At 75.9% G+C, this 13,571-nt stretch carries 11 protein-coding genes; 9 read left to right on the forward strand and 2 right to left on the reverse strand.

Annotated elements, in window-relative coordinates; genetic code table 11:
- Positions 1-12: 12 nt before the first annotated feature.
- The 5 genes from rhaS to LY71_RS13130 all read left to right on the forward strand — a co-directional run bounded on the left by rhaS (position 13) and on the right by LY71_RS13130 (position 6,272).
- Positions 13-1,101, forward strand: coding sequence for a rhamnose ABC transporter substrate-binding protein (gene rhaS / locus LY71_RS13110; protein ID WP_106278163.1), 1,089 nt, complete (start codon positions 13-15; stop codon positions 1,099-1,101).
- Positions 1,102-1,172: 71 nt separating this feature from the next.
- On the forward strand, positions 1,173-1,535 hold the full coding sequence (locus LY71_RS13115; protein ID WP_106278165.1) for an L-rhamnose mutarotase: 363 nt from the start codon (positions 1,173-1,175) through the stop codon (positions 1,533-1,535).
- Positions 1,532-2,701: an L-rhamnose isomerase gene (gene rhaI, locus LY71_RS13120; protein ID WP_106278167.1), complete on the forward strand. Its 1,170-nt coding sequence runs from the start codon at positions 1,532-1,534 to the stop codon at positions 2,699-2,701. The genes LY71_RS13115 and rhaI overlap by 4 nt, the downstream gene beginning before the upstream one ends.
- Positions 2,702-2,769: 68 nt before the next feature.
- Complete coding sequence (locus tag LY71_RS13125; RefSeq protein WP_106278169.1) at positions 2,770-4,806, forward strand: bifunctional aldolase/short-chain dehydrogenase; 2,037 nt, start codon at positions 2,770-2,772, stop codon at positions 4,804-4,806.
- Positions 4,803-6,272: a rhamnulokinase gene (locus LY71_RS13130; protein ID WP_106278171.1), complete on the forward strand. Its 1,470-nt coding sequence runs from the start codon at positions 4,803-4,805 to the stop codon at positions 6,270-6,272. Before LY71_RS13125 ends, LY71_RS13130 begins: the two co-directional genes overlap by 4 nt.
- An 82-nt stretch (positions 6,273-6,354) precedes the next feature.
- On the opposite strand, the gene LY71_RS13135 is transcribed toward LY71_RS13130, so the two are convergent.
- Positions 6,355-7,260 (reverse strand): SCO6745 family protein, encoded by a 906-nt coding sequence (locus LY71_RS13135; RefSeq protein ID WP_106278173.1) that lies wholly within the window; start codon positions 7,258-7,260, stop codon positions 6,355-6,357.
- Between the two features lie 95 nt (positions 7,261-7,355).
- Here LY71_RS13135 and LY71_RS13140 point away from each other — a divergent pair, with 95 nt between their 5' ends.
- From LY71_RS13140 to LY71_RS13150, 3 genes are all read left to right on the forward strand, one after another.
- Positions 7,356-8,222, forward strand: coding sequence for an SDR family oxidoreductase (locus LY71_RS13140; RefSeq protein WP_106278175.1), 867 nt, complete (start codon positions 7,356-7,358; stop codon positions 8,220-8,222).
- 10 nt (positions 8,223-8,232) lie between these two features.
- Positions 8,233-9,771, forward strand: coding sequence for a hypothetical protein (locus tag LY71_RS13145; protein ID WP_106278177.1), 1,539 nt, complete (start codon positions 8,233-8,235; stop codon positions 9,769-9,771).
- A 224-nt stretch (positions 9,772-9,995) separates the two neighbouring features.
- Positions 9,996-10,757, forward strand: coding sequence for a dihydrodipicolinate synthase family protein (locus LY71_RS13150; protein WP_170121344.1), 762 nt, complete (start codon positions 9,996-9,998; stop codon positions 10,755-10,757).
- A gap of 6 nt (positions 10,758-10,763) precedes the next feature.
- On the opposite strand, the gene LY71_RS13155 is transcribed toward LY71_RS13150, so the two are convergent.
- Positions 10,764-12,482, reverse strand: a complete 1,719-nt coding sequence (locus LY71_RS13155; protein ID WP_211297327.1) for a dihydroxy-acid dehydratase — start codon at positions 12,480-12,482, stop codon at positions 10,764-10,766.
- A 9-nt stretch (positions 12,483-12,491) separates the two neighbouring features.
- Between LY71_RS13155 and LY71_RS13160 the strand changes: the two genes are divergently transcribed.
- Positions 12,492-13,523, forward strand: coding sequence for a zinc-dependent alcohol dehydrogenase (locus tag LY71_RS13160; RefSeq protein WP_106278183.1), 1,032 nt, complete (start codon positions 12,492-12,494; stop codon positions 13,521-13,523).
- Positions 13,524-13,571: the final 48 nt, after the last annotated feature.

Raw genomic sequence — 13,571 nt, forward strand, 5'->3', positions numbered from 1 at the left:
AGAGGGACCCCGATGTCGCTGTTCCTGACCAGCCGCCGCGTGCGCGGTGGCCTGACCGGCCTGGCAGTGGCCGCCATGGTGCTCACGACCGCCGCCTGCGGCGGCACCACCCGCGGCGAGGACGAGGGGAGCAGCGGCGGCAACGACGCCGCCGGCGCCTCGGCCGACCCGGACGCCGAGATCCCCGCCGACCTCGCGATCGCCTTCCTGCCCAAGCAGCTGAACAACCCCTACTTCGACGTCGCCGCCACCGGCTCGGAGCGGGCCGTCGGCGAGATCGACGGCGAGTTCAGCCAGGTCGGCCCCTCGGAGGCCAGTGCCTCCTCGCAGGTCAGCTACATCAACACGCTGACCCAGCAGGGCGCCGACGTCATCCTGACCTCGGCCAACGACCCCAACGCCATCTGCAGCGCCCTGGACCAGGCCCGCAGCGGCGGCGCCAGCGTGGTCACCTTCGACTCCGACACCGACCCCGCGTGCCGCGACCTGTTCATCAACCAGGCCACGGCCGAGGGCATCGCGCAGACCCAGATCGACACGATGGCCGAGCAGATCGGCGGCGCGGGCCAGGTGGCGATCCTGTCGGCGACGGCCAACGCCACGAACCAGAACACCTGGATCGAGCTCATGACGGAGTACGCCGCGCAGGAGTACCCGGACATGGAGATCGTGACGACGGTCTACGGCGACGACGAGGACGAGAAGTCCTTCCAGGAGACCCAGGGTCTGCTGCAGACCTACCCCGACCTCAAGGGCATCATCTCGCCGACCACCGTGGGCATCTCGGCCGCGGCGCGCTACCTGTCGGGCTCGGAGTACAAGGGCCGGGTCGCGCTGACCGGCCTCGGCACCCCGAACCAGATGCGCGAGTTCGTCCAGGACGGCACCGTCACCGCCTTCGCGCTGTGGAACCCCGAGGACCTGGGCTACCTGGCCGCCTACGCCGGCGCCGCCCTGGCCGCCGGCCAGATCACCGGTGCCGAGGGCGAGACCTTCGAGGCCGGTGACCTCGGTGAGTACGAGGTCGGCGCCGACGGCGTCGTCGTGCTCGGCGAGCCCACCGTGTTCGACGCCGAGAACATCGACGACTTCGACTTCTGAGTCGTCCGCCCCGGTCCCGCCACGGGTCGCTCCGTGGCGGGACCGGGAGCACCCCTCCCGAGGAGACCCGCGTGCCCCGCGCCTGCTTCACCCTCCAGGTCCGCCCCGACCGGCTGGCCGAGTACCGCGAGCGGCACGCGGCCGTCTGGCCGGACATGCTGCGCGCGCTGCGCGACGCCGGCTGGCGCGACTACCAGCTCTACCTCCGCGACGACGGCCTGCTCGTCGGCGTCGTGGAGACCGACGACCTCTCCGCCGCCCAGGCCGCCGTGGACGCCACCGACGTGAGCGCCCGCTGGGAGGCCGCCATGGCGCCCTTCTTCGAGACCGGCGACGGCCGCGGCAAGGCCGAGCTCGAGCTCGTCTTCGACCTCGACGCCCAGCTCACGGCGTCCGGGGAGCCCACCACCGCACCAACAGGAGACCCCTCGTGACCGACCCCCGCACCCGTGCCCTCGCCGCACTGGGCGAGCAGACCATCGAGCTGCCCTCGTGGGCGTTCGGCAACTCCGGCACCCGGTTCAAGGTCTTCGGCCAGCCCGGCGTGGCCCGCGACCCGTTCGAGAAGATCGAGGACGCCGCCCAGGTGCACCGCTACACCGGCGCCGCGCCGCGGGTGTCGCTGCACGTCCCGTGGGACCTCGTCGACGACTTCGGCAAGCTCGCCGCGCACGCGGCCGACCTCGGCGTCTCGATCGGCGCGATCAACTCCAACCTGTTCCAGGACGACGACTACCGGCTCGGGTCGCTCACCCACCCCGAGAAGCGGGTGCGGGACAAGGCGATCGCCCACCACGCGCAGTGCGTCGACGTCATGCGCGCCACCGGGTCGACCGACCTGAAGCTGTGGCTGCCCGACGGCACCAACTACGCCGGCCAGGACGACCTGCGCGCCCGGCAGGACCGCCTCGCCGACTCGCTGCAGCAGGTCTACGCGCTGCTCGACCCGGGCATGCGGCTGCTGCTGGAGTACAAGTTCTACGAGCCCTACTTCTACGCGATGGACATCCCCGACTGGGGCACCTCGCTGCTGCACTGCCTGGCCCTCGGCGAGCAGGCCACCGTCGTCCTCGACACCGGCCACCACGCGCCGGGCACCAACATCGAGTTCATCGTCATGCAGCTGCTGCGCGTCGGCCGTCTGGGCGCCTTCGACTTCAACTCGCGCTACTACGGCGACGACGACCTGATCGTCGGGTCGGCCGACCCGTTCCAGCTGTTCCGGATCATGAACGAGATCGTGGCCGCCGACGCGCTCCGGCCCGACTCCGGCGTCAACTTCATGCTCGACCAGTGCCACAACATCGAGCCGAAGATCCCCGGCCAGATCCGCTCGGTGCTCAACGTGCAGGAGGCCACGGCCAAGGCGCTGCTGGTCGACCGCGAGGCGCTGACCGCCGCCCAGCAGTCCGGTGACGTGCTGGCCGCGCACGGCGCGCTGACCGACGCCTTCGCCACCGACGTCCGCCCGCTGCTCGCCGAGCTGCGGGAGTCGAAGGGGCTCGACGCCGACCCCTACGCCGCCTACGCCCGCTCGGGTCACGCCGAGCGCACCGCCCGCGAGCGCGTCGGCGGCACCCAGGCCTCCTGGGGGGCCTAGCCCTCGTGCACTCCCGCGGAAGTGCACACCCTCTCTCCCCGGACGCATCCACCGGAAGGAAACACCCCGTGACGAACCCCGTGGTCAGTGAGCTGCTCGAGCGCAGCAACCGGCTCGGCGCCGACCCGCGCAACACCAACTACGCCGGCGGCAACACCTCCGCGAAGGGCACCGGGACCGACCCGGTGACCGGCTCGCCGGTCGAGCTGCTGTGGGTCAAGGGCTCCGGCGGCGACCTCGGCACGCTGACGGAGTCCGGCCTGGCCGTGCTCCGGCTGGACCGGCTGCGCTCGCTGGTCGACGTCTACCCCGGCGTGGAGCGCGAGGACGAGATGGTCGCCGCGTTCGACTACTGCCTGCACGGCCGCGGCGGCGCCGCCCCGTCGATCGACACCGCCATGCACGGCCTGGTCGACGCCGCGCACGTCGACCACCTGCACCCCGACTCCGGCATCGCCCTGGCGACGGCGGCCGACGGCGAGGCGCTGACCCGCGAGTGCTTCGGCGACCGCGTCGTCTGGGTGCCGTGGCGCCGTCCGGGCTTCCAGCTGGGCCTCGACATCGCCGCGATCAAGGACAAGAACCCGCAGGCGATCGGCTGCGTCCTCGGCGGCCACGGCATCACCGCGTGGGGCGCCAGCAGCGAGGAGGCCGAGGCCAACTCGCTCGACGTCATCCGCACCGCCGAGCGGTTCCTCGCCGAGCGTGGGAGGCCCGAGCCGTTCGGCGCCGTCGTCCCCGGCTTCGAGCCGCTGCCGGAGGCCGAGCGCCGGCACCGGGCCGCTGTCCTCGCGGCCGTGGTCCGCGGGCTGGCCTCCACCGACAAGCCGCAGGTCGGGCACTTCACCGACTCCGACGTCGTCCTGGACTTCCTGTCGCGGGAGAAGCTCACGTCCCTCGCCGCGCTGGGCACCTCCTGCCCCGACCACTTCCTGCGCACCAAGGTGCGGCCGCTGGTGGTCGACCTGCCGGCGTCCGCGCCGGTCGAGGACGTCGTCGCCCGGCTGAAGGAGCTGCACGAGGAGTACCGCGGCGAGTACGCGGCCTACTACCAGCGGCACGCCACCGCCGACTCGCCCGCCATGCGCGGGGCCGACCCGGCGATCGTGCTGGTGCCCGGCGTCGGCATGTTCAGCTTCGGCGCGAACAAGCAGACCGCGCGGGTGGCCGGCGAGTTCTACGTCAACGCGATCAACGTGATGCGCGGCGCCGAGGCGGTCTCCAGCTACGCGCCCATCGACGAGGGCGAGAAGTTCCGCATCGAGTACTGGGCGCTGGAGGAGGCGAAGCTGCAGCGGATGCCGAAGCCGAAGCCGCTGGCCACCCGGGTCGCGCTGGTGACCGGCGCGGCGAGCGGCATCGGCCGGGCGATCGCCGTCCGGCTGGCCGCCGAGGGCGCCTGCGTCGTCGTCGCCGACCTCGACCTGGCCAAGGCACAGGCCGCCGCCGCGGAGATCGGCAACAGCGACGTCGCGGTCGGCGTGGCCGCCGACGTCTCCGACGCCGAGGCCGTGGCCGCCGCCTTCCGCGAGGCCTGCCTGGCCTTCGGCGGGGTGGACCTGGTGGTCAACAACGCCGGCCTGTCGATCTCCAAGCCGCTGCTGGAGACCACCGAGCAGGACTGGGACCTGCAGCACGACGTCATGGCCAAGGGCAGCTTCCTCGTCTCGCGCGAGGCGGCCCGGATCATGATCGGGCAGGGCATGGGCGGCGACGTCGTCTACATCTCCTCGAAGAACGCGGTCTTCGCCGGCCCGAGCAACATCGCCTACTCCTCGACCAAGGCCGACCAGGCGCACCAGGTGCGGCTGCTGGCCGCCGAGCTCGGCGAGCACCAGATCCGGGTCAACGGCATCAACCCCGACGGCGTCGTCCGCGGGTCGGGCATCTTCGCCGGCGGCTGGGGCGCCCAGCGCGCCGCGGTCTACGGGGTGCCGGAGGAGGAGCTCGGGCAGTTCTACGCCCAGCGCACCCTGCTCAAGCGCGAGGTGCTGCCCGAGCACGTCGCCGACGCCGTCTTCGCCCTCACCGGCGGGGAGCTGTCGCGCACCACCGGCCTGCACGTCCCGGTCGACTCCGGCGTCGCGGCCGCGTTCCTGCGATGACCCGCCCGCTGACCCTCGCGGCCGTCGACCTGGGCGCCTCCAGCGGCCGGGTGATGGCCGCGCGGGTCGGCTCCGGGCGGCTGGACCTCACCGAGGTGCACCGGTTCCCCAACCGGCCGGTGCGCACCGCCGGCACGCTGCACTGGGACGTCCTCGGCCTCTACGCCGGGGTGCTCGACGGGCTGCGCGCCGCCGGCCGGGAGGCCGACGGCGGCGTGGTCGACGGTGTCGGCATCGACAGCTGGGCGGTCGACGTCGGCCTGCTCGACGCCGACGGCGCGCTGCTGGGCAACCCGGTGCACTACCGCGACGCCCGGCACGAGACCGCGGTGCCGGCGGTGCACGCGCTCGTCCCGCCCGACGAGCTCTACGCCGTCAACGGTCTGCAGCACCTCCCGTTCAACACGGTCTTCCAGCTCGCCGCGATGCGCGGGACGGCGCGCTTCGCCGCCGCACGGCAGGCGTTGCTGGTGCCCGACCTGCTGGCCCACTGGCTCACCGGGGCGCGCGGCGCGGAGGTCACCAACGCCTCCACGACCGGGCTGCTCGACGCCACGACCCGGCAGTGGGCCACCGGCCTGCTCGACCGGCTCGACCTCCCGCGCGACCTGCTGCCCGCCCTGGTGCAGCCGGGCGAGGAGATCGGCCGGCTGACCGCCGAGGTGCGCGCGGAGACCGGGCTGGGCGAGGTGCCGGTCATCGCGGTCGGGTCGCACGACACGGCCTCGGCGGTGGTCGGCGTCCCGGCCCGGGGCGACCGGTTCGCCTACGTCTCCTGCGGCACCTGGTCGCTGGTGGGCGTGGAGCTGGAGAAGCCGGTGCTCACCGCCGCGAGCCGGGACGCGGGGTTCACCAACGAGCTCGGCGTCGACGGCACGGTGCGCTACCTGCACAACGTCATGGGGCTGTGGCTGCTGCAGGAGTCGCTGCGCACCTGGGCGGCGGCGGGCCTGCCGGCCGACCTGCCCGACCTGCTCGCCGCCGCGGCCCGGGTGCCGGCGTTCACCGCGGTGGTCGACGTCGACGACCCGCGGTTCCTGCCGCCCGGGGACGTGCCCAGCAGGATCGCACTGGCCTGCGCCGCGACCGGCCAGGCGCCGCCACAGGGGCAGGCCGAGACGGTGCGCTGCATCGTCGACAGCCTGGCGCTGGCCTACCGGCGGACCGTCCGGCGGGCGGTGGAGCTGTCGGGCCGCGAGGTCGACGTCGTCCACGTGGTCGGCGGGGGCGCGCGCAACGCGCTGCTGTGCCAGCTGACCGCCGACGCCTGCGGCCTGCCGGTGCTGGCCGGGCCGGTGGAGGCCGCGGCGCTGGGCAACGCCCTGGTGCAGGCCCGCGCGCTCGGCGGTCTCGACGGCGGGCTGGCGGAGATGCGGCGGCTGCTGCGCACCACGCAGGCGCTGGTGGAGTACCGGCCCTCGGGGTCGGCCGCTGCTTGGGACGCCGCGGAGGCGCGCCTGTCCTGACTCGGCCGGCCAGCGCTCGGGGCGGCCCCGTGCCGGGGCCCGCGACGAGCGTGCGAGTCGCGGGGGGCACGGGGGTCCTCCTTCAGCCGCTGATCCGCTTGTAGAGGTCGGGCGGCGCCGCGCCGCCGGCCACCACGGCCGCCGACCACTCGTCGAGCCGGCGGGTCAGCTCCGGCAGGTCGGACCCGAGCGCGGCGAGCACCGGCTCGGTGGCGGCCTCGGTGCGCGCCTCGACGTCGTCGCGCAGCCGCCGTCCCTCGGGGGTGAGCCGCCCGTCGGCGAGCAGCCCGCGGCGCTCGAGGTCGGCGTCGGCCGCGGCCATCGCCTCCGGTGACCAGCCGCGGGTGCCGGCGTAGGCGCCGTGCTCCCAGCCGATCCAGTACTCGGTCACCAGGTTCATCTGGACGGCGCTGAGTCCGGCGGCCACGTTGGCGGCCTGGTGGGCGTCGCCGCGGAACTCGCGCAGCAGCGTCGCCGCGTGCCACAGCTGGCCGAGCGGGTCGGCCGGCCAGGGCAGGGAGAGCTGGCCGGCGAATAGCGGGCGGCCCACGACGTGCGGCGTGGCGGCGTCCACCGCGCGGCGCAGCAGCTCGACCGCGTCGCGGACGTCGGCGCCGGGCAGCAGCTCGCGCAGCGACTCCACCACGCCCTCCTCCCGGGCGGCGAGCACGGCGTCGCGGCCGGCGGTGGCGCGGGCCTGCTCGTACCAGGAGGTGAGCGCGCCGGGCTCGAAGACGCCGAAGGCGGCGACGACCACCGGCGCGGTCGGCTCGCCCATCGGTGCGGCCCGGCCCCAGACGTAGCCGGTGAGGAAGTCCAGGCCGAGGGCGGCGAGCCGGTCGTTGACCGGCCTGCCCCACCAGCTGATCGTCGCGAGCGGCTCGGCGGCGTCGCGCAGCCGGCGGCCGGGGGTGTCGGGGATCCCCGCGGCGGGGCGCTCGTCGTCGAGCGGGGTGAGGAAGACCTGCTGCGCCTGGGCGTAGTCCACGCGCGCATGGTGCTCGCGGGACGCCCCTCGGGGAAGGTCGCGCCGGGTGCCGGGGTTGTCGTTCGCGTCCGGCCCCCGACCGTCAGGAGACGCCCGTGCCTGCCGTGCCCCTCGCCGTCACCGGCTCGACCGGGCGGCTCGGCGGGCGCGTGGCCCGCCGGCTCGCCGACGCCGGCGTGCCCCAGCGGCTGCTGGTCCGCGATCCCGACCGGGCACCGCGGCTGCCGGGTGCCACCGCCGTCCGGGCGCCCTACGGGGACGCCGCCGCCGTCCTGGCCGCGCTGGAGGGCACCTCGACGGTGCTCATGGTGTCGGCGTCGGAGAGCGCCGACCGGGTCGCGCAGCACCGGACGTTCGTCGACGCCGCGGTGGCCGCCGGCGTGGAGCATCTGGTCTACGTGTCCTTCCTCGGCGCCGCCCCCGACGCCACCTTCACCCTCGCCCGCGACCACGCGGCCACCGAGGAGCACGTGCGCTCCCGCGGCCTGCCGGCCACGTTCCTGCGCGACTCGCTCTACGCCGACTTCGCGTCGGCGCTGGTGGGGGAGGACGGCGTCATCCGCGGCCCAGCAGGGGAGGGCCGGGCCGCGCTGGTGGCCCAGGACGACATCGCCGACGTCGCCGCGCTCGTGCTGCGCGACCCCGCGGCGCACGCCGGCCGCACCTACGACCTCACCGGTCCGGAGGCGCTCACCCTGGCGGAGGTCGCCGCGGTGCTGACCGCCGTCACCGGGCGGGCCGTGCGCTACGAGCCCGAGACCGTCGAGGAGGCGTACGCGTCCCGCGCGCCCTACGGGGCGCCGGGCTGGCAGGTCGACGCGTGGGTGTCCACCTACACCGCGATCGCGGCGGGCGAGCTGGCCGCCGTCAGCCCCGCCGTCCCCGACCTGCTGGGGCGGCCGGCGCGGACCCTGGAGCAGGTGCTGCGCGCTCGGGTGACTCGGGACCCCGTCGGCGGGTAGGGAGCGCCCCGTGCGCCTGCCCGGTCCCTCGGACCTCCTCGACCTGCCCCGGACGATCGCCGACTCCGTCCGCACCCTCGGTGCGACGCTGCCGCGTGCCGAGGGGCTCATCCCGCTGGCCGACGACGTGCTGCGCCGGACCCGCGCCCTGCTCGACGGCACCGCGCCCGCGGTGACCCGGGCGGCGGCCGCGGCGCCCGAGGCCCTCGACACGGCCACCGCCGTGCTGCGCCGGCTGGCCGCCGTGCTGACCCCGGAGCGGCTCACCACGCTGGGCGCGGTGGTCGACCGGCTCGGGGCGGCGCTGGCCCCCGACCGCGTGGCGGCGGTGACGCGCGCGGTCGACGCGGTGCGGGCGCGGGCCGACGTCGTGCCGCGCGCCCTCGACGCCCTCGACGGCCTGCTGTCCTCCGACCGGCTGCCCCGGCTGGGCGAGGCGCTCGACCGGCTGACGGCGGCCGACCTGCTGACCCGGCTGGACCGGGCGCTGGACCTGGTGGGCGACGAGCGCCTGCAGCGGGCACTGGACCTGGTGGGCGACGAGCGCCTGCAGCGGGCACTGGACCTGCTGGCCGACCCTCGCGCGGAGCGGGCGCTGGAGCTGGCCGCCGACGACCGGGTCGGGGTCGCCCTCCACCTGGCCGCCGACGAGCGGGTCGGCCGGCTGCTCGACCTGGTCGCCGACGAGCGGATCAGCCGGGCGCTGGACCTGGCCACCGACGAGCGGCTCGGGCAGGCCCTCGACGTCGTGACCGGCGACCGGGTCGACCGCACCCTGGGCATCCTCACCGGCGACCGGGTGCAGCAGGCCCTCGACCTGGCCGCCGACCAGCGGGTCCGGGCGCTGCTCGACCTCGCCGCCGACGACCGGGTGCTCCCGCTGCTCGGCCGGCTCGACGCCCTGCTGGGCGACGGCCGGGTGCCGCGCCTGGTCGAGCGCGCCGACGGGGTGCTGCAGGACGGGCGGCTCGCGCGGATCAGCGGGCGGCTCGACCGGCTGCTGTCCGACGAGCACCTCGACCGCACCGAGGAGGTCCTCGGGGGAGGGGAGGCGGCGGCCGCCCTGGCCCTGCTCGCCCGGCTCGACCGCGTCGTGACTGACGACGCGGCCGGCGCGCTGGCCACGCTGCTCGACCGGCTGCCCGCCCTGCTGACCGAGGACCGCACCGCGGGCCTGGCCGCCCTCGCCGACCAGGTGCCCAGGCTGCTGCGCGGGCTGGAGTCCGGCCGCCTGCCCAACGCCGCCGACCTCGGGCGGGTGCCGACCGACCTGCACGCCCTGCTCGAGCTCATCGACGACCTGCACCAGGTGGTGTCGGGCCTGCCCGGGGCAGGCCGCGCACGCGACCGCGGGGGCGACCCGCACCCGCAGGTCGAGGACCCCCGGCCCCCCGACGACGATCCTCGCCCCGACGCAGTGGCAGCGCCCGAGGCAGTGGCAGCGCCCGAGGCAGTGGCAGCGCCCGAGGCAGTGGCAGCGCCTGAGGCAGTGGCAGCGCCCGAGGCAGTGGCAGAGCCGCCCGAGGCAGCGACACCGCCCCAGGGCTGACCACGGCGTCCTGGCTCACCACGGACGGTGGGCCAGGACGCGGCACCATCGCCCGCCCGGTGGAGGGGGTGGTGTGGGAGCCCGTCCTCACCGACGCCGGCGCCATCCGCGGACCATGGGCGCGGCCGGTGAGGACCCGTCCTGCACCGGTGTCGTCACCTGGATGCACACCTCCACCCCTCGAAGACGTGGATCGCCGGCCTCGACGCGGCACGATGCGGGGCATGCCCCTCTTCACCGGCGTCGGCGTCGCTCTGGTCACCCTCTTCCGCGAGGACGGGGCGGTGGACGCGCCGGCCACCGCCGGCCTGGCGGCGCAGCTGGTCGACCTGGGGGTGCGGTGCGTGCTCGTGGCCGGGACGACGGGGGAAGCGGCCGCCCTCACCGCCGAGGAGCGGGACGCGCTCGTCGGCGCGGTGCGGGCGGCGCTGCCGGCGGAGGTGCCCGTGCTCGCCGGCACCGGCGCAGCCACCGGACGGCAGGCGGCGGAGCTGACCGGGCGGGCCTTCGCCGTGGGCGCCGACGCGGTCCTGGCGCTCTCGCCGCCCGGCGTCCCCGACCCGCGCCCGTACTACGCGGCGGTCGCCGAGGCGGCGACGGGGCCACTGCTGGCGTACCACTTCCCGACGGCCTCCGCGCCCGGCATCCCCGTCGACCTGCTGCCCGACCTGCCGGTGTCCGGGCTCAAGGACTCCTCGGGGGACGCCGGCCGGCTGCTGCACGAGTGCGACGTCTTCACCGGCGACCTCTACACCGGGGCGGCGTCCCTGGTCGGGGTGTGCGGGTCGATCGGGGCCGCCGGCGCGCTGGTGGCGGCCGCAAACGTCGCCCCCGAGCTGTGCGTCGCGGCGTGGGGCGGCGACGCCGACGCCCAGGTGCGGCTCGCCGCGGTCGACCGCGGCGCATCGGCCGACTTCCCGGCGGGCTACAAGCGGGCGGCCGGGGAGCGCTTCGGCACGTCGGTGGTCACCCGGGTGGGCGGCTGACCGGGCTCAGTGCGACTCGCGGCTCACCGCCGACCCGCTCGAGCCGACGAGGAAGTCCAGGTCCGCGCCGGTGTCGGCCTGCAGCACGTGGTCGACGTAGAGCCGCTCCCAGCCGCGCCGGGGAGCGGCGAACCCGGCGACGGTCGCCTCGCTCGGCGCGCGGGCGGCCAGCTCGTCGTCCGGGACCTCGACGTCGATCCGCCGGGCCGCGACGTCGAGCGAGACGACGTCGCCGGTGCGCACCCGGCCCAGGGGTCCGCCGGCCGCGGCCTCCGGCGCCACGTGCAGGACGACGGTGCCGTAGGCCGTGCCGCTCATCCGGCCGTCGCAGACCCGCACCATGTCGCGCACCCCCTGCTCGAGCAGCTTGCGGGGCAGCGGCATGTTGGAGACCTCGGGCATGCCGGGATAGCCCTTCGGGCCGCAGCCGCGCAGGACGAGCACGGAGTCGGCGTCGACGTCGAGGTCGGGGTCGTCGACGCGGGCGCGGAAGTCCTCGATCGAGTCGAAGACCACCGCCCGGCCGCGGTGCCGCAGCAGGTGCGGTGAGGCCGCGGCCGGCTTGACCACCGCCCCGTCGGGGGCGAGGTTGCCCCGGAGGACGGCGATGCCGCCGTGCTCGACCAGCGGCTCCCCGCGCGGCCGGATGACCTCCGGGTCCCAGACCCGGGCGTCGTCCAGGGCGGCGACCAGCGGCTCCCCGGTGACGGTGAGCGCGGTCGGGTCGAGCAGGTCGCGCACCTCGCGCAGCACGGCGGGCAGGCCCCCGGCGCGGTGGAGGTCCTCCATGAGGAACCGCCCGGCCGGGAGCAGGTCGACGAGCACCGGCACGCCGGAGCCGATGCGGTCGAAGTCGTCGAGCGTCAGGTCGATCCCCAGCCGGCCGGCGACGGCCAGCAGGTGGACGACGGCGTTCGTCGACCCGCCGACGGCGGCCAGCGCGACGATGGCGTTGGCGAAGGACCCCCGGGTGAGGAAGGTCGAGGGCCGGCGGTCGGCGGCGACCATCTCCACGGCCAGCCGGCCGGTGCCGTGCGCGGCCTCCAGCAGGCGGCTGTCCGCGGCGGGGGTGCCGGCGACCCCGGGCACGACGGTGCCCAGCGCCTCGGCGACGACCGCCATGGTCGAGGCGGTGCCCATCGTGTTGCAGTGCCCGCGGCTGCGGATCATCGCCGACTCCGAGCGGGCGAACTCCTCGGCCGACAGCGTGCCGGCGCGGACCTCCTCCGACAGCCGGAAGACGTCGGTGCCGCAGCCCAGCGGCACCCCGCGGAAGGTGCCGGTCAGCATGGGGCCGCCCGGGACGACGACGGCGGGCAGGTCGACCGAGGCGGCGGCCATGAGCAGCGACGGGATGGTCTTGTCGCACCCGCCGAGCAGCACCAGCCCGTCGACCGGGTTGGCGCGGAACGCCTCCTCCATCTGCATCGCGGCCAGGTTGCGCCACAGCATCGCCGTCGGCCGGACCTGCGTCTCGCCCAGGCCGAACACCGGCAGCTCCAGCGGGGTGCCGCCCGCGGTGAGGACGCCGTCGCGCACGGCGGCCGCGACCTCGGTGAGGTGCCGGTTGCAGGGCACCAGGTTGGAGGCGGTGTTCGCGATGGCGATCTGCGGGCGGCCGAACGCGTCGTCCGGGATGCCGCGGCGCATCCACGCCCGGTGGATGTAGGCGTTGCGGACGTCGCCGGAGTACCACGCCGCGCTGCGCAGGGTCACGCCCGCCATCCTGGCGCTGTGTCGAGGACCATGCGCGCGGTCGTGCTCTCCGGGCCGGGGCGGTGCGCGGTGCAGGAGGTGCCCGCCCCCACCGCCGTCCCGGGCGAGGTGGTCGTCGACGTCGAGCGGGTCGGCGTCTGCGGCACCGACGTCGAGCTGTTCACCGGCGAGCTGTCCTACCTGGAGACGGGGCACTCCTCGTACCCGCTGCGGCCCGGCCACGAGTGGTGCGGCCGGGTCACCGCGGTGGGCGGCGGGGTCGACCCCGCCTGGCTCGGCCGCCGCGTCACGGGGGACACGATGCTCGGCGACCGGGTCTGCCGCCGGTGCCGGCGCGGGCAGCAGCACGTGTGCGAGGACCGGCAGGAGGTGGGCATCCGGGGCGACCGGCCCGGCGCGCTGGCCGAGCAGCTCGCCGTCCCGGTGCAGTCGCTGCACGAGCTGCCCGACTCCGTCGACCCGGTGCTCGGCGCGCTCGTCGAGCCCGGGGGCAACGCCTGGCGGGCGGCGCAGGCGGCCGCGGTGGCCTCCGGCGACCGCGCGCTGGTGATCGGGCCCGGGACGATCGGCCTGCTGACGGCGATGTTCCTCCGGGCGCGGGGCGCCGAGGTGCACCTGCTCGGCGTCACCGCGCCCTCGCTCGACTTCGCCCGCGGTCTCGGCTTCGCCGACGCCTGGACCCGCGACACCCTCCCGGACCTGCCCGTCGACGCCGTCGTCGACGCCTCGACCGACCCCGGGTCCCCGGCGCTGGCCCTGGACCTGGTGGAGCCCGCCGGCCGCGTCGTCTGCATCGGCATCGCCGGCACGCCGAGCACCATCGACACCCGCACGCTGCTGCTCAAGGACGTCACGGCGGTCGGCGTCCTCTCGGCGTCCCCGGGGCTGGCGCCCACGATCGAGGCCTACCGGACCGGTGCGGTCGACCCCCGGCCGCTGGTCGCCGCCACCGTCGGCCTCGCGGAGGTCGGCGCCGTGCTCGCCGGCGGGCGCCCCCGCGGCAGCGGCGCCGGACCCAAGGTCCACGTCGACCCGCGGCTCGGCGCCTGAGCGGGACGGCGTCGTCCGGGAGGTCCGCGCGCTGCCCGGCAGGAGGCA

The sequence above is a fragment of the Geodermatophilus tzadiensis genome (assembly GCF_003002915.1).
Lineage (GTDB): Bacteria > Actinomycetota > Actinomycetes > Mycobacteriales > Geodermatophilaceae > Geodermatophilus > Geodermatophilus tzadiensis.

Excerpts from the sequence above, each read along its gene's own strand:
- LY71_RS13130 (WP_106278171.1), top strand. The coding sequence starts at position 4,803 with ATGACCCGCCCGCTGACCCTCGCGGCCGTCGACCTGGGCGCCTCCAGC.
- LY71_RS13155 (WP_211297327.1), bottom strand. The coding sequence starts at position 12,482 with ATGGCGGGCGTGACCCTGCGCAGCGCGGCGTGGTACTCCGGCGACGTC.
- LY71_RS13150 (WP_170121344.1), top strand. The coding sequence starts at position 9,996 with ATGCCCCTCTTCACCGGCGTCGGCGTCGCTCTGGTCACCCTCTTCCGC.
- rhaS (WP_106278163.1), top strand. The coding sequence starts at position 13 with ATGTCGCTGTTCCTGACCAGCCGCCGCGTGCGCGGTGGCCTGACCGGC.